This is a genomic window from Saccharopolyspora mangrovi (genome assembly GCF_035320975.1).
Lineage (GTDB): Bacteria > Actinomycetota > Actinomycetes > Mycobacteriales > Pseudonocardiaceae > Saccharopolyspora > Saccharopolyspora mangrovi.
In genome coordinates this window covers 1-22,771 of the sequence record NZ_JAWLNX010000036.1, presented here as the reverse complement: position 1 = coordinate 22,771, position 22,771 = coordinate 1, and the positions used below count along the sequence as shown (strand labels likewise).

The 22,771-nt window shown below is 70.9% G+C and carries 22 protein-coding genes; 17 read left to right on the top strand and 5 right to left on the bottom strand.

Annotation, left to right across the window (positions count from 1 at the left end; all coding sequences use genetic code 11):
- Positions 1 to 203: 203 nt before the first annotated feature.
- The 8 genes from R4I43_RS31945 to R4I43_RS31910 all read left to right on the top strand — a co-directional run bounded on the left by R4I43_RS31945 (position 204) and on the right by R4I43_RS31910 (position 6,727).
- The gene (locus tag R4I43_RS31945) at positions 204 to 554 is read left to right on the top strand and encodes a DUF485 domain-containing protein (RefSeq protein ID WP_407691351.1); all 351 of its coding nucleotides are present in this window, start codon (positions 204 to 206) and stop codon (positions 552 to 554) included.
- Between the two features lie 101 nt (positions 555 to 655).
- Entirely contained in the window at positions 656 to 2,179 is a 1,524-nt protein-coding gene (locus R4I43_RS31940; protein ID WP_324269485.1) for a solute symporter family protein, read from the top strand.
- A 160-nt stretch (positions 2,180 to 2,339) separates the two neighbouring features.
- On the top strand, positions 2,340 to 2,696 hold the full coding sequence (locus R4I43_RS31935) for a rhodanese-like domain-containing protein (RefSeq protein ID WP_324269445.1): 357 nt from the start codon (positions 2,340 to 2,342) through the stop codon (positions 2,694 to 2,696).
- A 23-nt stretch (positions 2,697 to 2,719) separates the two neighbouring features.
- On the top strand, positions 2,720 to 3,604 hold the full coding sequence (locus R4I43_RS31930; RefSeq protein ID WP_324269444.1) for a DUF4328 domain-containing protein: 885 nt from the start codon (positions 2,720 to 2,722) through the stop codon (positions 3,602 to 3,604).
- A 51-nt stretch (positions 3,605 to 3,655) separates the two neighbouring features.
- On the top strand, positions 3,656 to 4,441 hold the full coding sequence (locus R4I43_RS31925) for a glycerophosphodiester phosphodiesterase (protein ID WP_324269443.1): 786 nt from the start codon (positions 3,656 to 3,658) through the stop codon (positions 4,439 to 4,441).
- Positions 4,442 to 4,465: 24 nt separating this feature from the next.
- Positions 4,466 to 5,419, top strand: coding sequence for a DUF5926 family protein (locus R4I43_RS31920; RefSeq protein WP_324269442.1), 954 nt, complete (start codon positions 4,466 to 4,468; stop codon positions 5,417 to 5,419).
- Positions 5,420 to 5,615: 196 nt separating this feature from the next.
- Positions 5,616 to 6,194 (top strand): SigE family RNA polymerase sigma factor, encoded by a 579-nt coding sequence (locus tag R4I43_RS31915; protein ID WP_407691350.1) that lies wholly within the window; start codon positions 5,616 to 5,618, stop codon positions 6,192 to 6,194.
- Positions 6,194 to 6,727 (top strand): superantigen-like protein SSL4, encoded by a 534-nt coding sequence (locus tag R4I43_RS31910; protein WP_324269440.1) that lies wholly within the window; start codon positions 6,194 to 6,196, stop codon positions 6,725 to 6,727. Before R4I43_RS31915 ends, R4I43_RS31910 begins: the two co-directional genes overlap by 1 nt.
- A 203-nt stretch (positions 6,728 to 6,930) precedes the next feature.
- On the opposite strand, the gene R4I43_RS31905 is transcribed toward R4I43_RS31910, so the two are convergent.
- From R4I43_RS31905 to R4I43_RS31895, 3 genes are all read right to left on the bottom strand, one after another.
- The gene (locus R4I43_RS31905) at positions 6,931 to 7,491 is read right to left on the bottom strand and encodes a ferritin (protein WP_324269439.1); all 561 of its coding nucleotides are present in this window, start codon (positions 7,489 to 7,491) and stop codon (positions 6,931 to 6,933) included.
- 272 nt (positions 7,492 to 7,763) lie between these two features.
- Positions 7,764 to 8,984 carry an arginine deiminase gene (locus R4I43_RS31900; RefSeq protein WP_324269438.1) on the bottom strand — a complete coding sequence of 407 codons (1,221 nt, stop codon included), beginning with the start codon at positions 8,982 to 8,984 and terminating at the stop codon, positions 7,764 to 7,766.
- Between the two features lie 119 nt (positions 8,985 to 9,103).
- A complete protein-coding gene (locus R4I43_RS31895) occupies positions 9,104 to 9,913 on the bottom strand; it encodes a CPBP family intramembrane glutamic endopeptidase (protein ID WP_324269437.1) in 810 nt (269 codons plus the stop codon).
- 133 nt (positions 9,914 to 10,046) lie between these two features.
- On the opposite strand from R4I43_RS31895, the gene R4I43_RS31890 reads away from it, so the two are divergent.
- Positions 10,047 to 10,421 carry a hypothetical protein gene (locus R4I43_RS31890; RefSeq protein ID WP_324269436.1) on the top strand — a complete coding sequence of 125 codons (375 nt, stop codon included), beginning with the start codon at positions 10,047 to 10,049 and terminating at the stop codon, positions 10,419 to 10,421.
- A gap of 21 nt (positions 10,422 to 10,442) precedes the next feature.
- Here R4I43_RS31890 and R4I43_RS31885 read toward each other — a convergent pair whose 3' ends face one another.
- Positions 10,443 to 11,225 (bottom strand): DUF2470 domain-containing protein, encoded by a 783-nt coding sequence (locus R4I43_RS31885; protein WP_324269435.1) that lies wholly within the window; start codon positions 11,223 to 11,225, stop codon positions 10,443 to 10,445.
- Between the two features lie 346 nt (positions 11,226 to 11,571).
- Here R4I43_RS31885 and R4I43_RS31880 point away from each other — a divergent pair, with 346 nt between their 5' ends.
- The 7 genes from R4I43_RS31880 to R4I43_RS31850 all read left to right on the top strand — a co-directional run bounded on the left by R4I43_RS31880 (position 11,572) and on the right by R4I43_RS31850 (position 21,485).
- Positions 11,572 to 12,453, top strand: coding sequence for a hypothetical protein (locus tag R4I43_RS31880; protein ID WP_324269434.1), 882 nt, complete (start codon positions 11,572 to 11,574; stop codon positions 12,451 to 12,453).
- A complete protein-coding gene (locus tag R4I43_RS31875) occupies positions 12,450 to 13,655 on the top strand; it encodes a fumarylacetoacetate hydrolase family protein (RefSeq protein WP_324269433.1) in 1,206 nt (401 codons plus the stop codon). The genes R4I43_RS31880 and R4I43_RS31875 overlap by 4 nt, the downstream gene beginning before the upstream one ends.
- 4 nt (positions 13,656 to 13,659) lie before the next feature.
- Complete coding sequence (locus R4I43_RS31870) at positions 13,660 to 14,346, top strand: IclR family transcriptional regulator (RefSeq protein ID WP_324269432.1); 687 nt, start codon at positions 13,660 to 13,662, stop codon at positions 14,344 to 14,346.
- Positions 14,347 to 14,518: 172 nt separating this feature from the next.
- A complete protein-coding gene (locus R4I43_RS31865) occupies positions 14,519 to 16,036 on the top strand; it encodes a cytochrome ubiquinol oxidase subunit I (protein ID WP_324269431.1) in 1,518 nt (505 codons plus the stop codon).
- A 9-nt stretch (positions 16,037 to 16,045) separates the two neighbouring features.
- On the top strand, positions 16,046 to 17,053 hold the full coding sequence (gene cydB / locus R4I43_RS31860) for a cytochrome d ubiquinol oxidase subunit II (protein ID WP_324269430.1): 1,008 nt from the start codon (positions 16,046 to 16,048) through the stop codon (positions 17,051 to 17,053).
- A complete protein-coding gene (cydD, locus tag R4I43_RS31855) occupies positions 17,050 to 20,280 on the top strand; it encodes a thiol reductant ABC exporter subunit CydD (protein ID WP_324269429.1) in 3,231 nt (1,076 codons plus the stop codon). Before cydB ends, cydD begins: the two co-directional genes overlap by 4 nt.
- Before the next feature lie 56 nt (positions 20,281 to 20,336).
- Positions 20,337 to 21,485 (top strand): GAF domain-containing sensor histidine kinase, encoded by a 1,149-nt coding sequence (locus R4I43_RS31850; protein ID WP_324269428.1) that lies wholly within the window; start codon positions 20,337 to 20,339, stop codon positions 21,483 to 21,485.
- Here R4I43_RS31850 and R4I43_RS31845 read toward each other — a convergent pair.
- Positions 21,482 to 21,877, bottom strand: a complete 396-nt coding sequence (locus tag R4I43_RS31845; RefSeq protein WP_324269427.1) for an Rv3235 family protein — start codon at positions 21,875 to 21,877, stop codon at positions 21,482 to 21,484. The genes R4I43_RS31850 and R4I43_RS31845 overlap by 4 nt on opposite strands.
- Positions 21,878 to 21,973: 96 nt before the next feature.
- Here R4I43_RS31845 and R4I43_RS31840 point away from each other — a divergent pair, with 96 nt between their 5' ends.
- A complete protein-coding gene (locus tag R4I43_RS31840) occupies positions 21,974 to 22,372 on the top strand; it encodes an HAD-IA family hydrolase (protein WP_324269484.1) in 399 nt (132 codons plus the stop codon).
- Positions 22,373 to 22,771 lie beyond the last annotated feature (399 nt).

The window sequence follows — 22,771 nt, the reverse complement described above, 5'->3', positions numbered from 1 at the left end:
CTCCGTTCGAATGAAAACCTTCCCATTCGACGCAATTCGATGCATCCTATTGAGACGTCAACCTTCACTCGATCGTTAGCACGCGTACTCCCAACGGACCTACCCACCGACGCGTCAGGTTCCGTAGCGTTCCGGCGTTGTGTGATTCAGGCTCACGCTTGGCGATTGCGCGAAGCTGAGCCTTTCTTTGTGGAAGGAGAGCCGTGAGCGCCACGGACCAAAACGGGTCCGGGTCCGGTATTAACGCCGAAACCTGGGCCGCTGCGCAAAGCAGTCCCGAATTCGCCCAACTGCGCAAGCGACTGCGCAACTTCGTATTCCCGGTGTCGGCGTTGTTCCTGGTCTGGTACCTGGTGTACGTGCTGCTCGCCGACTACGCGCACGGATTCATGAGCATCAAGCTGGTCGGCAACATCAACGTCGGACTGGTGCTCGGCCTGCTTCAGTTCGTGTCCACATTCGTGATCACGACCTGGTACGTCCGCTACGCCAACAAAAATCTGGACCCGGTCGCCGAACAGATCCGCGAGAACGTCGAGGGAGGCGGCAAGTGAGCTCGGTGCAGGCAATTTCCGCCACTCCTCTCGCGCAGGAAGCGGCCGGCGGCAACTCGCTGCTGAACATCGGCATCTTCGGGATCTTCGTGGTGGTCACGATGATCATCGTGTTCCGCGCGAGCCGGAACACCAAGACCGCCTCGGACTACTACGCCGCGGGGCACGCGTTCAGCGGTCCGCAGAACGGCATCGCGATCTCCGGTGACTACCTGTCGGCGGCGTCGTTCCTCGGCATCGCGGGTGCCATCGCGGTCAACGGCTACGACGGCTTCCTCTACTCCATCGGCTTCCTGGTGGCCTGGCTGGTCGCCCTGCTGCTGGTGGCCGAGCTGCTGCGCAACACCGGTCGCTACACGATGGGCGACGTGCTCAGCTTCCGGATGCGCGAGCGTCCGGTGCGCACGGCCGCCTCGCTGTCCACGCTGGTGGTGAGCTTCTTCTACCTGCTGGCGCAGATGGCCGGTGCCGGTGGCCTGATCGCGCTGCTGCTGGGCATCACCGACAAGGGCGGGCAGGCCATCGTGATCGCCGTGGTCGGCGCGCTGATGATCCTCTACGTCCTGGTCGGCGGCATGCGCGGCACGACCTGGGTGCAGATCATCAAGGCGGCGCTGCTGATCGCCGGTACCTTCGTGATGACGGTCTGGGTCCTGGGCCTGTACGGGTTCAACCTCTCGGCGCTGCTCGGCCACGCCGCCGAGGTCGCCGGCGAGAAGGTGCTCAACCCGGGCGCGCAGTACGGCAAGACCGAGACCAGCAAGCTGGACTTCATCTCGCTGGGCATCGCCCTGGTGCTGGGCACCGCGGGTCTGCCGCACGTGCTGATGCGCTTCTACACCGTGCCGACGGCCAAGGAGGCGCGTCGTTCGGTGGTGTGGGCGATCTGGCTGATCGGTCTGTTCTACCTGTTCACGCTGGTCCTGGGCTACGGCGCCGGCGCGATGGTCGGGCCGGAGGCGATCAAGGACGCCCCGGGCGGGGTGAACTCGGCGGCTCCGCTGCTGGCCTCCCACCTGGGCGGTCCGCTGCTGCTGGGCTTCATCTCCGCGGTCGCCTTCGCGACGATCCTGGCGGTGGTCGCGGGTCTGACGATCACGGCGTCGGCCTCGTTCGCGCACGACATCTACGCGAACGTGATCAAGAAGGGCCAGGTCGACGACAAGCAGCAGGAGGTCCGCGTCGCGCGGATCACCGCGCTGGTCATCGGCGTCGTGTCGATCCTGGGCGGCATCGCGGCCAACGGGCAGAACGTGGCTTTCCTGGTCGCGCTGGCCTTCGCCGTCGCCGCCTCGGCGAACCTGCCGACGCTGCTGTACTCGCTGTTCTGGAAGCGGTTCAACACCACCGGTGCGCTGTTCAGCATCTACGGCGGTCTCGCGATCACCATCGTGCTGATCATCTTCTCGCCGGCGGTCTCGGGTGATGACGAAGCGATGTTCCCGTCGCTGGACTTCGCGCTGTTCCCGCTGAAGAACCCGGGCCTGGTGTCGATCCCGCTGTCGTTCCTGCTGGGCTACATCGGCGCCAAGATCAGCAAGGACGAGCAGGGCGGCAAGAAGTACGCCGAGATGGAGGTCCGCTCCCTCACCGGTGCGGGCTCGGAGAAGGCGGTCCACCACTGACCCGATCCCTCCCTGAAACGCCCCGGGCCCCAGGTCCGGGGCGTTTCTCGTGCGGAAGGGGCAGCTCTGACCAAAACCGACCGGACGAAGAGGACGTTCCGGCAAAAAACTGCCCGCACCCTCACGCCGAGGCAACGCCCGGCGTGGCAGCATCAGGGGCGTGACTACGCCACCTCCTGGACAAGTGCCCGGTGTTCACCCGGAGGAACTGCCCGAGAAGCTGCCCGAGGGCAGCGTGCTGCTGGACGTCCGCGAGGACGACGAATGGCAGGCAGGGCACGCCCCCGAGGCCGTGCACATCCCGATGAGCCAGCTCGTGGAGCGCCTCGACGACATCCCGGAGGCCGACCAGGTCTACGTGGTGTGCCGCTCGGGCGGACGCTCGGCGAAGGTCACCGCCTACCTCAACGCCAACGGCTGGGACGCGGTCAACGTCGAGCGCGGGATGAACGGCTGGTCGGCCATCGGCCGGTCGCTGGTGTCCGATGACGCCGACGGCGAGCCGTACGTGCTGTGACCCCTCCGCCCCAGCCAGACCGGATGGAGTGGGTCGCCACTCCGCCCGGCGGACCGCGGCGCGCCCGGCAGCAGCGCCGGCCGCGCCCCTACACCGGTCCGCCGTCCTATCCGGCGCCGCCGCGCTGGGGTTTTCCGCTGCTGGCCTGGCGCTGGCCGCTGGCTCTGCCGACCGGCGGCCGAGTCGACCTGTCCGAACGCGCCGGAGCCACCGCGGGTACCGCCATCGCAGCGCTGTGGGTGACCGCGGGCGTCGCCGCGCTGGCGACCTTCGCCGAGGCGTGGCGCTACGTGTTGCTGCTGCTCAGCAGGGGTGAGGCGCTGCCGCGGACGGTGTTGGCGATCTCGGACGCCTTGGTCGGCACCACGGGCTTGATCCTGGTGCTGATGGGCGCGCTCAGCGGCGTGTTCGTGGTGCTGTGGGGGTTGCGCGCCCGGTCCGCAGCCGCCGAGCGGATCGGCGTCCGCAACGCCCGGCCGGACTGGCAGGTCGTGGCCGGTGTGCTGGTGCCGGGGCTGAACCTGCTGGTCCCGGGCGCGGCGGTGGCCGAGCTGGAGCACTCGCTGCTGGTCGCCGAGGGCGACCGGGACAAGGGCGCGCGCCCGTCGCCGAGCCTGCGGGTCCGGTTCTGGTGGGCGCTGTGGGCGGTGACCGTGGTGGTCGGCCTGCTCACCTTCGGCTGGGCGTTCCGCGACGGCGTGCAGGCGCTGGCTGACGGCGTCGTGCTGCACGCGGTCAACAACGCGCTGGTCACGGTGCTGGCGGTGGTGACCGCGCGCCTCATCGACCACTTCATGCGCCTGCTGCTGCCGCCGGACCCGTCGGAGCTGAGCAGGCTGCACGTCCACGCGGTCCGCGCCGCACCTCCGCCGCCGCGTGCCGCGCGCCCGGACACGGCGCGCCGCTGAGGTGGGTCACAAGTGACAGCGGTGTTCACATCGGGGCCGGATACTGGAGGCGTGGCGGAGATTCCTGAGGTCGTCGCGCACCGAGGCGCCTCGGCGCACCGCGCCGAGCACACCCGGTCCGCCTACGAGCTGGCGCTGGAGCAGGGCGCGGACGCGCTGGAGTGCGACGTCCGGGTCACCCGCGACGGTCATCTGGTCTGCGTGCACGACCGCCGCATCGACCGGACCTCCAGCGGGCGCGGCGTGGTCAGCGCGCTGACCGTGGCGGCGATGGCCGAGGTCGACTTCGGCCGTTCCGCCGCTGAGTACGGCGTGCTCACCTTGGACGAGCTGCTCGGCATGGTGCGGGCGAGCCCGCGCCCGACGAAGCTGTTCGTGGAGACCAAGCACCCGGTCCGCTACGGCGGTCTGGTGGAGCACAAGCTGGTCGCGCTGCTGGCCAGGCACGGCCTGGCCGCGCCGGCGGTCCCGGCCGACTCGCCGGTGCTCATGATGTCGTTCGCTCCCGCCGCGGTCCGCCGCTTCAAGGAGGCCGCGCCCGGCGTGCCGACGGTGCTGCTGTTCTCCCGGTTCTCCGGCACCCGCCGGGGCGGTGTGCTGCCGCCGTGGGCGGACCTGGCCGGACCGGACGTGCGGCTGCTGCGCGAGGACCCGGGGTTCGTGGCGCGCGCCGCCGCGCTCGGCCGCGACACCTACTGCTGGACGGTCGACGATCCGGTGGACATCGAGCTGTGCCGGAGCGCGGGCGTGCGGTACCTGGCGACCAACGCGCCCGAGTCCACCCGGCTCCACCTGGCTGATCCCGATTCCGCCCAGTTCGGTAGCGTCACGTTGTAGTCACCGCCAGCGATTGGATCAGCCGTGTCGAAGCGAGCCGCGACCAAGCCAGCCCAGCCCGAAGGCGCCGTCGGTCCCCGTCAGCCCTGCCCGTGCGGGTCGGGCAAGCGCTACAAGGCCTGCCACGGCAAGGCTGGTGGCGCTGCGGACGTGATCGTGACCCGGCCGTTCGAGGGCCTGGCCGCGGAGTGCGAGCTGGTCGCGCTGCGCGAGTTCGTGCCGTCGGCGATCGCGAAGCTGCCGATGCGCGACGGCTCGGAGATCACCCTGGCCACGGTGCTGCCGATGGCGGCCGCCGCGCTGCACCGCAACGACGGCGTGCGCTTTTTGGGCCTGCAGGTGCAGACGCACTCCGGCGACATCAGCCGCGACCTGGCCCGCGCGATCGAGTGGGTGCAGGAGGCCGAGGAGGGCCAGTCGCTGTCGGTCGTCGGCCCGGAGACCGCCGAGGCGGGCGCGGTCCCGGCCCGGCTGCAGGACCTGATCGACCCGGACGCCGCCCTGGACGTCGAACTGCACTCGGACTTCGCCTGGTGGCTGCCCGGTGATGTGGAGCCGACCGGTGAGGTCGCCCTGTCGCTGGAGCGCGCCAACGCCGCGATCATGCCGACCGATCGCCTCCGGGGCGAGGGCGTGTCGTCGGCCTACTGGGTCGACGCGGGCGAGAAGGCGCACCTGCGCTGGGTCCGCCCGGAGCCGGAGGAGAAGCTGCTGGCCGCGCTGGCCCGGCTGTCGGCTCGCGGCGAGCTGGCCCTCGGCGAGGAGAGCCGCTACGCGGGCTCGTTCCGCGCGCACGGCCTGCTGGTTCCGGTCTGGGACCTCGACCGCGAACTGCACGCCCGCGAGTGGGACGAGCCGGCAGCAGCCCTCGGCCGCCGCCTCGACGAAGCCCTCGCCTCCCTCGACGAGGAACCGCTCACCAGCGCGGAACGCCGAGCCCGCGACGGACTCCGAGGCCGCCAGATCACCATCCGCTGACCGTCGGGCAAGCGGCGGAGTCGCACCCGAGCAGCTTGCGCCGCTCAGATTCCCCCTACCCGCACCGCCAAGCGGAGTGGCCGCTGAAGATCGATCGTGGTCCGTTCGGGTGATCTCGGTTGCGGTGGGCAACGAAGTGGCGCGGTGGTGCGTATCCCTCCACAGTGGTACCCGGCGGCGTCTAGGGGGTGGAGGGGTGACCGCGCACTCGCCTGCCGTGCCGGCCGCTGCCGAGGCGTCCGGAGTACCTGTTGGGCGGGCGCGCCGGGGGGACATGGCTGCGACAGAAGACGATTTCGCCGAGTTCGTCCGGGTGGCTCTGCCTGGGCTGATGCGTTACGGCCACGCCCTCACCGGCAACCCGCACGACGCCGCGGACCTGGTGCAGACCGTGCTGGAGAAGGTCGGCGCGCGCTGGAACAAGATCAGCCGCACCACCGAGGACCCCACCGCCTACGTGCGCAGGGCGATGGCGAACGCGCACATCAGCCGCTGGCGCCGCACCCGCCGCGAGACGTTGCTGGCCGAGTTCCCCGACGTGCCGGCCATCCCGCAGCAGGACCGGCTGGAGAACGAGCCGGTGTGGCAGGCGCTGCGAGATCTGCCGCCGAGGCAACGCGCGGTGGTCGTGCTGCGTTACTACGAAGGTCTTTCCGAACTGGAGATCGCCGACACCCTCGGCGTCAGCTGCGGAACGGTGAAGAGCCAGGCGAGCAAGGCGCTGTCGTCCTTGCGGAAGCGGCTCGGCGAGACCGTCGAGGGAGGTGACGTGTGATGGATCTGGACGACGAGCTGCAGCGCCTGCTGCGCGACGACCGGCTGGACGTTCCGGTCCGCACCGGCGCGGAGTGGTCGCTGGTGGCCGCCGCACGTCGCCGCCGCCAGCGCAATTCGATGCTGGCCGCCACGGCCGCCGCGATCGGGTCGGTGCTGCTCGTGGGCGGGGGAGTCGCGCTGGTCAGCCACGAACCGGAGCCGCTGCAGCCGGCTCGGCCGCCGGTGGTCCAGCAGCCCGGCCCGCAGGTACCACCGCCGGTGCCGTCGAGCGGTTCCACGCAGGCGCCCAACACCGGGCAGCACTCGCCGTCGTCGCCGCCGGACACCCGGTGGCAGCGGACGCAGACCTACCAGCCCGAGCCCTCGATCAGCGAGTCGCACGACCCGTCGATCCTGCGCACCGCGCCCTCGCAGACCGCGGACCCGGAAACCTCCCAACAGCAACCGGATCCGGAGACCTCGCAGCAACAACCAGGCGGCCCGTCCGACCAGAGGCCGCCCAGCGAAATGCACATCACCCCGAGCGGCTGAGCCACCCGGGGTGATGGTCCGTCAGGCAAGCGGCGAAGCCGCTTTCTCTTTGCCGACCTGAGCAGCTCGCACCGCCGCAGGTCCTGAGCGGCTTCGTGGCGAGTACGCCGCGACGGACATGCATCAGGAGTGGCGCACGGAGTCCACGGAGCCGCTCAGGTTCTGCTACCTGCGCCCTACGCAGGCCGACCACGGATTACGCGTTAAAGCGCGCCGCCTGCGGCCTTGGGGGCCGTGGGGTCGGAACCTTCGTCGCCCACCTGTTCGCGGGCGAGGAAGTTCTCGACGTCGAAGAGGTTGCCGTTCGAGCGGTCCACGACGTTGAGCAGCGTGGACATCTGCGAGACCTCCTCGACCTGCTCCTTGAGGAACCACTGCATGAACTGCTCGCCGGTGTAGTCGCCCTCTTCGCGGGCGGTCTTGGCCAGCGTCTCGATCTCGCGGGTCACCTCGCGCTCCTGCTCGAGGGCGAGCGCGACCAGCTCCCGGGTCTCCGAGAAGTCGTTGCGGACCTGCTCGATGGCGGGAATCTGCGGCTTGATGCTGTTGTCCATCAGGTACTGGACGATCATCATCGCGTGGTTCCGCTCTTCCAGCGCCTGCTTGTAGAAGTGCGACGCCAGCCGCGGCAGATCGTTGTCGTCGAACCAGACCGCGACCGCGATGTACTGCTGCGAGGCGGTGAACTCGTTCTTGACCTGTTCCTGCAGCAGGTGTTCGAACTTCGATTCCTTGTGCTGAATCTTCTTCGCGGTGACAGCCATGCCATCAATATAACCTTGAACAAGTCCATTTTCATTCAAGGTGAACCTAATTCTAATTTGGTTAGCCTTAGTTCTCCAGGCCGCGAAGAAAGGTTTGCCTCAATTAATCAAGCCAAGCCATACCTTGCTGTTTTCGCAGGTCTCAGCGCTGCTGCCTGGGAAAACTCGGCGGGTTGTGATTTCGTTCCCCAGGCTAACGCATAGGCCCCGGCGAATCAGTCCTTCGAAGATCGTGGATTTGTTCTCGATCACACCCGAGAATGTTCGCTCGATCAGGTGGCGACGATTCCCGTGTCGCCGAGTGGTGCCCTGCTGATCGGGCAGGACATGCACCGCGGGCCACCTCGTCCGGAACCGAGTTCCGAACCGCTGATGCGCAGCACCTCGATGCCCGCGTCCTCCAGCCGCGCGTTCGTCTCGGCGTTGCGCTCGTAGGCCACCACCGCGCCGGGTGCCACCGCGAGCGTGTTGTTGCCGTCCTCCCACTGCTCGCGCTCGGCGGTGACCGGGTCCAGCCCGGTGTCGATCACCCGCAGCCGGTCGATGCCCATCGCCTCGGCCGCCGCCTCCAGGAACGGCGCCGGGCCGGACGCGTCGAGCTCGCCGTCCTTCGGCCGCAGCGCGTAGGCGGTCAGCGAGTGCTGGACCGCCGGGTACATCACCACCGCGTCGCGGTCGACCATCGTGCACACCGTGTCCAGGTGCATCGACGCGCGCGCCTGCTCGATCGGCACTGCCAGCACGGTGTGCGCGAGGTCGTCGGCGAACATCGAGCGCGCCAGCGATTCGGCCCCGGCGGGGGTGGTGCGCTCGCCGACGCCGATGGCGACCACGCCGGGCGCCAGCAGCAGCACGTCGCCGCCCTCGACGGGCGCCGAGTGCGCGCCGTACGCGCGGGCGGCGTGCGAGAACCGCGGGTGGTAGGCGTAGACGAGGTCGGTGATCGCCGACTCGCGCCGCCGGGCCGGCATCGCCAGCGCCGCGATCGCCACCCGGTCGCCGATCCACACCGACGAGTCGCGGGTGAACAGCAGGTTCGGCAGCGGCTCGATCGCGAAGTCGTGCGGCCGGTGCATCCGCCGCACCAGGGATCGGCCCTCGGAGTCCGGCAGCTCCTCGAAGGTCATGCCACCGATGAGCACCTCCGCCAGCGTCGCGTCGGTGGCCCCGGACAGGTGCGAGCGCAGCGTGTCGGCCACGTCGGCGCCGAGCCTGAGCTCGTCGACGCCGGTGTGCACGGCCGCGGCCCGCGCGCGGGCGTCGGCGAGCGCTTCGGTGAGCAGGTCGCGCAGCAGCAGCACCTCGACGCCGCGGCCGCGCAGCACCTCCGCGAAGGCGTCGTGCTCGTCCTGCGCCCGGTCGACCCAGGGGATCGCGTCGAACAGCAGCTGGTCGTTGTTGCGCGGCGTGAGGCGCTTGAGCTCGGAACCGGGCCGGTGCAGCACCACCGAGTTCAGCGGTCCGACTTCGCTCTGGACGTGCGGTCGAGTCACATCCCGGAGCCTAGTCCGGGCGAACGTAATCGTCGCTGATCACGCATGACTTCGATCGATCATTAGCTTTCCCGGTGACTGAACGGGTGATGTGTTGCGCCCGGCGCCGGACTCCAAGATCACGGCAGCCAGCTGACCTGGCCGCGCAGCGCCGAGTAGCCGACGAAGGCGACGACGTCGATCAACGCGTGGCCGACGATGAGCGGGACGAGGCGGTTGGTGCGCTGCCAGATCCGGCCGTAGACCAAGCCCATCACGACGTTGCCCACGAACCCGCCGAAGCCCTGGTAGAGGTGGTAGCTGCCGCGCAGCACCGCGGCCAGCCACAGCGACCGGTTCTCGCCCCAGCCCAGCTGCCGCAGCCGGGTCAGCACGTAGCCGACGACCAGCACCTCCTCGGCGAAGGCGTTGCCGAACGCCGCGAGCACCAGGACCGGTGCCCGCCACCACGCGTCGGTCAGCGTCGAGGGCTGCACGGTCAGGCTCAACCCGAGCGCGTGCGCCAGCAGGTACAGCCCGAGCCCGGGGATCCCGATCAGCGCGGCCAGTCCCGCTCCGCGCAGCGCGTCGGAGCTCAGCCGGGTGCGGTCCAGGCCGATCTTCCACAGCGCCATCCCGCCGCGCCACAGCAGGAACGCGCCCAGCGCGCCCCAGGAGAGCAGCCGCAGCACGTTGACCAGCTGCGCCAGCATGTCCAGCAGCCCGAGGTCGGCCTGCGGCTGGTTGATCGCGACCTGCTGCTGCGCCAGCGGCGTCGGCTGCAGCAGCGCGTCCAGCAGCGAGATCAGGCTCTGCAGGCCGGACATCCCGAGGGTCACGGCGAACACGACGAGCAGTTCGACGCCGATCGCCTTGCGCTCCGCGGGATCGGTGAACTCCTGGGGCTCACCGGGGCGTGTGGGGCTCAGCCAGGCGCGCGGGGTGCTCACCGGACGAACCGTACCCGCAGCGGTGTCGTCGCCAGGTGGCCGTCGCAGCCGGAGGCGGAGGGGGACTGTCCGGTTGGAACCCCGGGCGTCCTCCGTTCCGTCGCATGGGTGTCGCCGACGCGAGAGGGTGCGCGTGGACGTTTACGTGTGGGGCACGCAAGAAGCCGAGCCCTTGGCCGAGACCTTGCCCGCGCTGGCCATGCGGGTGCTGCGGGAGGTCCGCGACTTCGACTCGATCAACTGCGCGCTGGGCGCCACCGACTTCTTCGGCATCCGCGACGGGGTGCTGGTGGAGCTGCAGTACGCCGATCCGGGTGGTCTGCAGGTCCGCTTCTCGGACGGCTTGCGCGAGGGGCAGGCCTGGTCGGTGGCGCACGCCTTCCTCTGGCTGGTCACCCGCCAGCCCCAGATCGCCGAGGCGGTCCTGATCGGTGACGACGGCTCGCTGCGCTTCCGCCACGGCCGCATCTCCCGCGCGCCCACCTGGTTTTCCGACGAGCTCTCCTGAGCGCCGAGGGCGGTTCTCCCGTCAGGAGCCGTTGCGCTGCTGGGCCAGGAAGGGGCAGCCGACCAGGCGGCGGAGTTCGAACCCGAGGCGCTCGGTGGTGTCGGCCGGGCGGGAGAAGCCCAGCCGGACGTCGTGATCGCCGTCCGAGGACTCCACCCGCAGCCGCAGCCCGTAGCGGTCCAGGCCGAGCGGGCGGATGTGCCCGCCGCGCAGCTGCTCCGGCAGGTGCCGGGCGAGCAGTCCGACTACGTCGCGGTGCGAGAGCTCCAGGTGCCGCAGCCAGTCGTCCTCGAAGGTGCAGAACGGGTCCGGGGTGGCGGCCTGGAACTCGGTGGCGTCCACCGAATCCGTGCCCTCGGCGTCGGCGAGCACGATCGACGCGGATTCCAGCCGCAGCACGCGGGCGCCGTGCCCGGCGTCCAGCAGCCGCGGGTCCGGGCGGTCGTCGACGATCGACAGCACCTCGTGGTGCGCCTCTTCGGGGTCGAGCAGCCGCAGCCATCCGGTCAGCCAGAGCAGCCCGCGGACCGGTTCGCGCAGCCGCACCGGCGTCGGGTCGGCGACCTCCAGCACCGCCGCGAGCTCACCGCGCGGCGCGTGCCAGCTGGCCGCGATCAGCGGGTGGTCGTCGGCGAGCAGCACCGCAGCGGTCCCGTCCGAGTGCACGTGGTGCAGCAAGGGGGCGACGCGGGCCGAGACCTCGCCGGACGGCAGCAGTGCCGCCTTCCCGCCTCGCTTGGCAATGCTCCTGGCTCGCTCCGCGACGCTCGGCCTGGCCGGCCTGCGGATCGTCTTCTCGCCCACCTGCTCACCTCCAACTTAGGCAAGGCTAACTTAAGTTCTACTGCGGCGAAAGTCCCCGACCCGGTGAGCGGATCACGGATTTCGCGGACTCGGAACGCGATGCTGAGCTCACCGCCAGAGCCCTTACTACCAGGTGCGACATGAGGATGGGGAGCCGACCGGAGTAGTCGGTGCAGGGCCGTGCGGGTGGTATTCCGGGCTGATCCACCCGGGTGGTGGGTGCGCTGACTACGCAGGGGTGCATGATGTCGGCCAAAGTCGTCCGAGGGAGGGCATATGACCCGGTCAGACGTCCGTTTATCGGGCATCTTTGTTCACTGGCCGCAACGGCACTAGCGTGTCCACCGTGTCAAGCGCTGTTGAGCTTCGCGCGCCAGGTCCGCGCGGCATCCCACCCCTGTTCGCCCGACTGGTCGATGACGCCGCGCTCTTCCCGCCCGGAAACCGCAACGAGGTGGCCACTCCCGTGCCGCAGGCGGTCGCTGATCACCTGGACGCGCGGGCCGGTGAGTTCGCCGGCCTGCTCGGCCCGATGCTGTGCCAGGCGTCCCGCCTCGCCGAGCTGATCACCGAGCTCGCCAAGGCCAAGCCGTCCTCGCCGATCCCGCTGTCGCTGGTGTGCGACACCGGACTGGGCGGGGTGCCCAAGGCGCTGTCGATCATCGAAGGCAGACAGGAGCTGCTCGCCCTGCGGATGGTCGAGATGCCCGCGCCGTCGGACGTCGACGACATCTGGCTGGAGCGCGTCTCGGAGTTCGTGCCCGAGGACATCACCCGCGTCGTCGAGCCCCGCCGCGGAGGCGAGGGCTGGCTGGACGGCGTCCGCCGCGTCGCCGAGCACGGCTGCTGGCCGAAGCTGCGCAGCGGCGGGCAGACCGCCGAAGCCGTGCCCACCGTCGACGAGGTCGCCGACTTCCTCGCCGTCGCCGGATCGCTGGACGTGCCGTTCAAGGCCACCACCGGTCTGCACGCCGCCGTCAGGGGTGAAGATCCGGAAACCGGATTCACCCATCACGGTTTCCTCAACCTGCTCGTCGCGACCGCGCGCTCCCTTTCCGGCAAGGATGTGCGGGCGGCGCTGGAAAGCACCGACGGCGCCGCGCTGGCCGAGGAGGCCCGCTCGCTGTCCGACGACGCGGCCAACGCGGTGCGCGACGTCTTCGCCTCGTACGGCTCGTGCTCGCTGAAGGACCCCGTCGCCGAACTGGAAGGATTGGGGTTGCTTTGAGCTGGATCGAGGACGCGGAGTTCGCGCCGGACAAGCCGTTCGGCCCGCAGACCCTCCCGTACGGGGTGCTGGTCACGGGCAACGGCCCGGTGGTCGCGGTGCGCGTCGGGCGGCACGCCCTGCCGCTGCGCGGCATCGCCGCCGAACTCGGTCCCCGGCTGGCCGACCTGATCTCCGGTGACTCCCTCGATCCGCTGCTCGCCGCGGGCCGGGACGTCTGGCGGGAGCTGCGGGAACGGCTCACCGGCATCGTCACCGCCGATCGCGCGCCCGCCGGCGCCGAGCTGGTGCGCACCGACTGGCACACGCTGTCGATGCCGTTCACCGTTGGCGACTACGTCGACTTCTTCGCCTCCCGGCACCACGCCGAGAACGCCGGCCGCATCCTGCGGCGAGGCTCGGCGCCGCTGCCGGAGAACTGGACCCACCTGCCGGTCGGCTACCACGGTCGCGCCGGCACGGTCTACGTCTCGGGCACCGACATCCACCGGCCCAGCGGGCAGCGCAAGGCCGCCGGTGACGCCCACCCCGCGTTCGGCCCGACCCGGCGGCTGGACTTCGAGGCCGAGGTCGGCTTCGTCTGCGGCGGGGAGGCCGCCGCGCACATCCCCACCTCCGAGTTCGCCGATCACGTCTTCGGCGTCGCGCTGGTCAACGACTGGTCGGCGCGCGACGTGCAGAACTGGGAGTCCAAGCCGCTCGGCCCGTTCCTGGCCAAGTCCTTCGCGACCTCCATCGCGGGCTGGATCACGCCGCTGGAGGCCTTCGAGCACGCGCGGGTCCCGGTTCCGCCGCCGGACCAGCCGTTGCAGCAGTACCTGGTGGAGACCGAGCCGTGGGGCCTGGACCTTCGGCTGGAGGTGCACTGCAACGAGACGCTGCTGTCGCACCCGAACTTCGCCGACATGTACTGGTCACCGGCCCAGCAGCTGGCGCACATGACCGTCGGAGGAGCCCCGGCACGGCCGGGCGACCTGTTCGCCTCCGGCACGGTGTCCGGGCCCGAGCGCGACCAGCGCGGCTGCCTGCTGGAGCTCACCTGGGGCGGATCGGACCCGATCACGCTGTCCGACGGCGAGCAGCGGACCTTCCTCCAGGACGGCGACCGGGTGACACTGAGTGGCAGCGCGCCGGGCCCCGGCGGCTCGGTCGTCGGGCTCGGCGAGGTGACCGGCACGGTGCTCGCGGCGGCTCGGAGGTGACGCGATGGCCCAACCCGATCCGGCGCACGCCGCTCCGCGCCTCCCGCACGAGGTGCCGGCGGGCACCAAGGAGAGCTCGCTGACGCTGGAGCGCGGGTTGAGCCTGCTGCAGGCGGTGGCCGACGCGGAGAGCGAAGCGCCGACGATCAGCGACCTCGCCACCCGCATCGGCGTGAGCCGCGCGGCCGTGTACCGGTTGCTCGGGCCCCTGCAGAGCCGCGGGCTCGTGCGGCGCGAAGGTTCGCGGGTCAGGTTGGGCTTGGGCGTGCTGTGGCTGGCCGGACGGGTCCTGCCGCAGCTGCGGGTCGCGTCCACGCCCGCGTTGCGCGGGCTGGCCGAGAAGGTGGGCGCGACCGCGCACCTGACCGTCGCCGACGGCAGCGAGGCGCAGGCCGTGGCGGTCGTCGAACCCTCGTGGACCAGCTACCACGTGTCCTACCGGGTCGGCACGCGTCACCCGGTCCAGCGCGGTGCCGCCGGGCGGGCCGTGGACCTGCCCGTCGGCGTTCCCCGGTGGATCTCCAGCGGCGGTGACCTGCAGCAAGGGGCGTTCGGCGTGGCCGCGCCGGTGCGCGGGGTCCCGGGGCTGCGGGCGAGCGTCGGCGTGGTGGCGCTGCAGCCGATCGCGGCCGACGAGATCGGGCCGATGGTGGTGGAAGCGGCGGACGCTGTGGCGGAAGCTCTGCGATGACCGTCCGCATCGGGTTCGGCACCTGATCGTTCGGGGCGATTCGCCCCTGACGGGCGTCGAGGTCGCGCTGCGTGGATGAGGACTTTGGTCCCGTCGAAGTCAGGACGCTCGACCGGGCGATTGGGGGCCCTTGCCTCTGCGCGCGCGTACGTGCGCGCGGCAGTGTGGTGGCGTGGATCTGCTCGACATCGCGCGCTGGCAGTTCGGGATCACGACCGTCTACCACTTCTTGATGGTTCCGCTGACCATCGGACTGGCGATCCTGGTCGCCGGGATGCAGACGGCCTGGTACCGCACCGGGAACCGCCGATACCTGAAGATGACCAAGTTCTGGGGCAAGTTGATGCTGATCAACTTCGCGATGGGCGTGGTCACCGGGATCGTGCAGGAGTTCCAGTTCGGCATGGCCTGGAGCTCCTACTCCCGCTTCGTCGGTGACGTCTTCGGCGCACCGCTGGCGATGGAGGGCCTGCTCGCCTTCTTCGTCGAGTCGACCTTCCTCGGCCTGTGGATCTTCGGCTGGGACCGGCTGTCCAAGGGCGTCCACCTGGCCTGCGCCTGGGCGTTCTCGCTGGCCACCGTGCTGTCGGCGTACTTCATCCTGGCCGCCAACTCGTGGATGCAGCACCCCGTCGGCATCCGGATGGTCGAGGGCAAGCCCGAGCTGATCTCGATCTGGGCGGTGCTGACCAACTCGACCGTGCTCGCGGCGTTCCCGCACACCATCTTCGGCTGCTTCGCCGTCGCGGGCGGATTCCTGATCGGCATCGCCGCCTGGCAGATCGTCCGGCAGCGCAAGCGCGCCGAGGAGACCGGCGAGCCGGTCGACGAGGAGGACCGGCGGACCTGGCACGGATCGATGCGGCTCGGCGCCTGGGTCGCCGTCGTCGCCTTCGCCGGCCTGGCCATCAGCGGCGACATCCAGGGCAAGCTGATGTTCGACCAGCAGCCGATGAAGATGGCCTCCGCCGAGGCGCTGTGCCACAGCGAGGCGCCGGCCAGCTTCTCGATCTTCGCGGTCGGCGACGTCCGCAGCCCCAACTGCGAGGACGTCAAGAGCCTGACCGTGCCCTACATCCTGTCCTACCTCGCCGAAGGCGACTTCACCAGCGAGGTCGACGGGGTCAACGAGCTCATCCCGCGGTACCAGGCCGAGTACGGCACGCACTACCCGAACGACCCGAGGCTGGGCCAGTTCGCGGGACAGCCGATCGACTACCAGCCGCTGCTGCCGGTGACCTACTGGGGATTCCGGTTCATGATCGGCTTCGGCGGGCTGGCGGCGCTCGGCGGCGTGGTCGTGCTGTGGCTGACCCGCAAGCAGCGCTTCCCCGCGGGCAAGCTGTGGGCGCCGCTGGCGGTGCTGGGCATCGGCGCGCCGTTCGGCGGCAACATCGCCGGTTGGGTGTTCACCGAGATGGGGCGCCAGCCGTTCGTCGTCGCGCCCAACCCGAACCCGTCCGGTGTGGACGGTGTCTACATGTTCACCGCGTCGGCCGTGTCCTCCGGCGTCACGCCCGGCGAGATGCTGACCTCGGTGATCAGCCTGACCGCGCTGTATGGGGTGCTGCTGGTCGTGGAGGTCTTCCTGATGGTCCGCTTCGCGCGGGGCGGGTTCGCTGCCGTGATGCCACCGGACAAGTCCGCGGGCGATTCCGAATCCGACGAAGCCCTGTCCTTCGCGTACTGAGAGGCCGAGATGGATCTCCCCACCTTCTGGTTCCTCGTGATCGCCCTGCTCTGGCTGGGCTACCTGTTCCTCGAGGGCTTCGACTTCGGCGTCGGCATGCTGCTGCCGATCCTCGGGCGGGACAACACGCAGCGCCGGGTGCTGATCAACACCATCGGCCCGGTGTGGGACGGCAACGAGGTGTGGCTGATCGTGGCCGGTGGAGCCACCTTCGCCGCCTTCCCCGGCTGGTACGCCTCGCTGTTCTCCACCGCCTACCTGCCGCTGCTGGTGCTGCTGCTCGCGCTGATCGGACGCGGCGTCGCCTTCGAGTACCGGGGCAAGGTCGACACCGACCGCTGGCGGCGCACCTGGGACACCGTGATCGTGCTGGCGTCCTGGATCTCGCCGGCGGTGGTGGGGCTGGTGCTGTCGGCCAACGTCTTCGGCCTGCCGCTGGACGCCAACGGCGACCGGGTCGGCGGCTGGTGGACGATCTTCAGCCTGCCTGCCGTCGTCGGCGCGATCGCCGTGGTCACCTTCTCGATGCTGCACGGCGCGGTGTTCCTGGCGCTCAAGACCGAGGGCGAGATGCGGTTGCGCGTCCGCAAGTTCGCGCTGCGCGCCGGGCTGCCGCTGCTGCTGCCGGTGGTCGCGCTGGTGCTGCTGGCCCAGTTCCGCGAGGGCTCGGCCTGGACCTGGATCCCGCTGGTCATCGCGCTGGTGGCCGGGCTGCTCGGGCTCGCCCGGGTGGCCGCCGACCGGGAGGGGCAGGCGTTCTTCCTGCAGGCCGTGGCGCTGACCGGCGTGGTGGTGACGCTGTTCGGCTCGCTGTGGCCGAACGTCATCCCGTCCACGGTGGACCCGGCGTTCTCGCTGTCCATCGAGGACACCGCGGCCAGCGACTACCCGCTGATGATCATGACCTGGGTGGCCGCGTTCGGCACCCCGGCCGTGATGATCTACCAGGGCTGGACCTACTGGGTGTTCCGCAAGCGCATCGGAACCAAGCACATCCCACCGGTGCACGCGCCGTGACCGGGCCGCTCGGCGCCCTGCCCCGGCTGTCCGGGGCGACCCGGCGCGCACTGCTCGTCGGTGGCTCGCTGGCCGCCGGCAACGCGATCGCGCTCATCGCGCAGGCCTGGGCGATCGGCAGCGCGCTCGCCGACGTCGTGGTGCGCGGCGTGCCCGCGGCCGAGATCGGCGACCGGCTGGTCGTGCTCGCCATCGCCGTCGTCGCCCGGGCCGTCCTCGGCTGGGCGACCGAAGCCGTGTCCGCCCGCGCGGCCGCCGGGGCCAAGGAGGAACTGCGCGCACTGCTGCTCGACTCCGCGCTGCGACGCGGACCGGAGTGGATCGGCAAGCGCGGCCCCGCCGAGCTCACCGCGCTGGCCACTCGCGGCCTGGACGCGCTCGACGCCTACTTCACCAAGTACCTGCCCGCGCTGGTCACCGCCGCGATCGTGCCTCCGCTGGTCGGCGCCTGGATCCTCTGGACCGACTGGGTGTCCGCGCTGGTCGTGGTGCTGACCGTGCCGCTGATCCCGCTGTTCGCCTGGCTCGTCGGCCGCTACACCGAGCAGCGCACCGCGCGCGCGACCGACTCCGAGCACCGGCTGTCGGCCCGGCTGCTCGAACTGATCCGCGCGCTGCCGGTGCTGACCGCCTTCGGCCGCGCGCGTGCGCAGCGCGAGGTGGTCCGCAAGGTCAGCGAAGAGCACCGCCGCAGCACCGTCGCCACCCTGCGGATCGCGTTCCTGTCCGCGCTGGTCCTGGAACTGTTCTCATCGCTGTCGGTGGCGATGGTCGCCGTCGGCATCGGACTCCGGCTCGTCTCCGGCGAACTCGACCTGACCACCGGGCTGCTGGTGCTGGTCCTGGCGCCGGAGTGCTACCTGCCGCTGCGCGCGGTCGGGGCCGCGCACCACGCCAGCGAGGACGGTGTCGAAGCCGTCCGGCGCGTCGACGAGATCGTCTCCGAGCCCGATCCGACCGGCTTCGCGATCACCGGGAACCCGGACGACGAACCCGGTGTGCTGCGGGTGTCCGGACTGCGCGTCCGGCGCCGCGAGGGCTTCGCACCGGACGGCCTGAGCTTCACCGCGCGCCCCGGATCCGCGCTGCGACTCGCCTTCGACGACATCGGGCCCAGCGGCAGCGGGAAGTCCACCGCCCTCTCGGTGCTCCTGGGCTTCGTGCGGCCCGACTCCGGCACCGTGACCTGCGGTGGAGCCACGCCCACCGTCGAGGAGTGGCGCCGCCGGATCGCCTGGGTGCCGCAGCACCCGACCTTCACCGGGGGCACCGTCCGCGACGAACTCCTGGTCGCCACCGCCGACCAGCCCGACCTGTCGGCGCACCTCGACGAGTCGCTCGCCGAGGCCGCCGCCGGACAACTGCGGGACCGCCGCATCGACGAGCTGTCCGCGGGCGAGCGGCAGCGCGTCGCCGTCGCCCGCGCGCTGCTGCGGCTGCGCGGCGAAGCGACGTTCCTGCTGCTCGACGAGCCCACCGCGCACCTGGACGCGGCGAGCGCGCGGCACGTCGACGCCGCCGTCGAGCGCGCGGCGGCAGCCGGGGCGACGGTCGTGCTGGCCAGCCACCGGCCGGGGTTCGAGGGCGTCGAAACCGAGACGTCCGCCCCGGTCGTCGAGGTGCCGGTCGGCGCGGAGCGCACCGCGCGCGGCAGGCTGCGCGACCTGATCCGGCCCCGGACGCTGGCCGGAGCCGGACTCGGCGCGCTGTCGCTGCTCTCCGGGCTCGCGCTCACCGCCACCTCCGCCTGGCTCATCGCCCGCGCGTCCCAGCAACCACCGATCCTGACGCTGTCCGTCGCGGTCGTCGGCGTCCGCACCTTCGCCCTCTCCCGTGCCGCACTGCGCTACCTGGAACGCCTCGTCACCCACGACGCCGCCTTCCGGACCGCCGCTGACCTGCGGGAACGCTTGTGGTCCGCGCTGGTCCAGCTCGGACCGGTCCGCACCGCCGGGCTCCGGCGCGGCGAAGGCGTGGCCAGGCTCGTCGACGACGTCGACAAGGTCCGCGACCAGATCCCGCGCGTCCTCCTCCCACCGCTGATCGCGTTCGTCGTGCTCGCCGCCGCCGTGGTCGTGCAGGCGCTGGTGCTCCCCGAAGCCGGCCTGGTGCTCGCGCTCGCCCTGGCGGTGGCGAGCGTGATGACCCCCGCCGTCGCGGTGATCGCCGAACGGCGTGCCAGCGACGCCGTCGCCGAAGGCCGCCGCGTCGTGGCCGCCCGCGTGCTCGCGCTGCTCGACGGCGCCGCCGAGCTGCTCGCCTTCGGCGCGCACACCGGTCGCAGGGCCGAACTGGCCGACGCCGACACCCGGCTCGCCGTCCGCGCCCGCCGCGCAGCCTTCGGCACCGGAGCCGCGACCGCCGTGCACACCGCGCTGATCGGCGCAGCCGTGCTCGGCAGCGCCCACCTCGCCGCGACAGCCGTCGCCGAAGGGCGACTTGCCCCCGAGCTCGCGCCGCTGCTCGCGCTGGTCCCGCTCGCCGCGGCCGAAGCCGTCGCACTGCTGCCGCCCGCCGCGCAGCAGTGGCGGACCCTGCGCACCGCTCACGACCGGATCGCACCGCTGCTCGAGGGGCGAGCCGCAGAGGAGCGCCCGACCGGAACCGGTGGCGAGATCGAGCTGGTCGGCGCCGACATCGCCTGGCCCGACGGCAACCCCGTGCTCACCGGCGTCGACCTGCACGTGCCTGCCGGATCGCAGGTCGCCGTCGTCGGTCCCTCCGGTGCGGGCAAGTCGACGCTGCTCGCGCTGCTGCTCGGATTCCTGCCCGCCGCGCGCGGTCTCGCCCGGGTGCCCGAACGCGTCGCCTGGTGCCCGCAGGACCCGCAGCTGGTGACGACCACGATCCGCGAGAACTTGCGCCTCGCGGCACCGCGCGCGACCGACGCCGAACTCGCCGAGGCGCTCGACACCGCAGGACTGCCCGGCTGGGACCTGGACACCCAGGTCGGCAGCGGCGGAACCGAGCTCTCCGGCGGCGAGGCCCAGCGGCTCGCGCTGGCCCGAGCGCTGCTCGCCGACGCCGACCTGGTGCTGCTCGACGAGCCCACGGCGCACCTCGACGCCGAGACCGCGGACGCGCTGCTGCACCGGTTGCGCGACCGCCTCCGCGGCCGGACCGTCGTGCACGTGACGCACCGGGGCAGCGAGATCGGGGGAGCCGACCTCGTCCTCAGCGTCGACGGCGGCACCGTGTCGGCCGTGACCACGGCGGATGTGTCATGAACCGCACTCGCAACTCCCTTCACCGCGTCCACGGGCGCTATAGCCTCGAAAGCGTCATGGATTCCACCCTCGCCAGGCGGATGCTCACCGCGTCCACCGAGATCACCAGGGTGGCGCTGTCCGCGGAAGATCCCGAGGCGGTGCTGCCGCTGGTCGTCCGGCGTGCCGCGGAGCTCGCCGAAGCCGATCTCGGCGTGGTCACCGTCCGCGCCGACGACGGCCGGCTCACCGTCGAAGCCGCCTACGGCGCACCGAGCGCGACCGGCCCGCTCGCCGACCCCGTCGGCACCGTGCTGTCCTCCCGTTCCGCAGCCGCCCGCGTCGCGCGCAGCGGCGTTCCCGTGGTCGTCGACGACCTCATCGACGACCCGTTGACCGCGCCGTACGTGCCCGCGTCGCTGCGGGTCTACGGCCCGTTCGCGGTCGCCCCGTTCGGCACCCGCGAACGGCGACTGGGCGCGCTCGCCGTCTATCGCCGCCGCGGGGCCTCGACCTTCAACCGCGTCGCGGTCGACGTGCTCACCTCCTTCGCAGCGCAGGCCGGGCTCGCGCTCGTGCTGGCCGAGGGGTCCACGGCCCGGCAGCGCATCGCCGTCTACCAGGAGCGCGAACGCATCGCCCGCGACCTACACGACGTGATCGTGCAACGGCTCTACGCCGCCGGGGTGCAGCTGGACGTGTTGCAGCGCCGGGTCCAGGGCAGCCTCGACACCGCGGACGCCGACCGGCTGGCCGAAACCGTCGAGCAGATCGACCAGGCCATCGCCGAAGTCCGCGCGACCGCCCGCACGCTGCGCTCGGCCGACCCCGAGACGCCCACGCAAGCGCCCGCGCTCGACGACTCGATCCGGTCCGAGGTGCAGATCGCCGGTGAACTGCTCGGTCGCCCGCCGAAGCTGGAGATCGACGGCGACCTCACCGACGTCCCGGTCCCGGTGGCCGATCACGCGCGCGCCGCCCTGCGCGAAGCCCTGTCCAACGTCGTTCGGCACTCCGGCGCCCGCACCGTCCTGGTCCGGGTCCGCCGATCCGAGTCCGGGCTGCGGTTGCAGGTCGTCGACGACGGTTGCGGGATTCCGCGCGACGTCAGCAAGCGCGGCCTCCGCAACCTCGAAGAACGCGCCGCAGCAGCCGGCGGGCGCTGCACCCTCGCCTCGTCCCCGGACAGCGGGACCACGGTGACCTGGGAAGTCCCGCTCTCCTAGATCGCGCCGCGCTCGATCGGGGCGAGCCGCGTGCACACCCACCGCTCCGCCTGCCGTTCCAGCCGCAGCACCAGCGCGCGGACCCGGTGCGCGCCGACGATCAGGCAGGCTTCCACCGCCGAATCGCCGACCGCGCAGGCGTGCACCGACCGCAACCGGTAGTCCGGGTGGTGCGCACCGTGCAGCCGAACTCCGATCAGGTTGCCGAACACCGTGGCCGTGAGGTTGTCGCGCACGCGCTCCGCGCGTGTTCGCCCGGCCAGCACGTCAAAGACCTGCCTGCCGATCGTCGAGGCGATCGCCACCGCGCTGCGCTGAGCGGACTCCGGGACCGCGGGTGGCGGCGGCGCGCTGCGGGGCAGGAGCTGGGTGCTGGGCTGGACTGCGTTCATCGGACCTCCCACGTCGTTGATGTCGCCTTCGATGTGGAAGAGGCGCGAGACCCCCTGTTTCGGTCACTTCTCGGGCAGTCCCACTCGATCGTGTGGATTACGGTGCTGCACGTGGATCTGCGCGGACTGCTTCTCGACTACGCCGGAGTGCTCGACGAGCCCGGGATGGCTGCGCTGGCGCGCGCCGTTCGCGCCACCGGTGTGCGGACTGCGGTCGTCTCCAACGCCGACCAGCTCTCGGAGCCCGGGTTGGTGGACGAATTCGACGCGGTGGTGCTGTCCGGGGTCGTCGGGTTCGCCAAACCCGATGCCGAGATCTACCGGCTCACCGCACGCCGGCTCGGGCTCGATCCGGGGGAGTGCGTGTTCGTCGACGACCTCCGCCGCAATGTCGACGGGGCGGTCGCGGCGGGAATGGTCGGCGTCCACCACTCGGACCGCGATTCCACGCTCATGGAGCTGGAAGCCCTCTACGGGGTCCAATTGGGGTGCTGACCTGGGGTTTCACCCTTAAAGGGGGGGTGGTGTTCACCGGGTTTTTCGGGGTGCGTAAAGTATTCCAGGTCAGCGCGACACGGACCGGGAAAAACCGGGCCGGGCCTGACGGGGCCCCGAGAACCTCGCTTAAGCCTCCGGGTGTTAGCGTGGACGGGTCCCGGAAAACGGGTAAGACATTTTGATAATGTGAATACCGATTGAGCGGTTGTTTTCGCTTGATGTCGCCGAGTGCGGGACTTGCTTGCAGGTCACGGAATGGTGACGGACGAGAATGAGACCCCCCGGTTTGACCGAGGAAATCAGGATGGTCTAAAGTGGGAAACACCGCGAGAGCGGGAATCACCGAGGAAATGACTCCCCGGATCGTGCGGCTCTGAAATGGGTCGTGGGTGATGG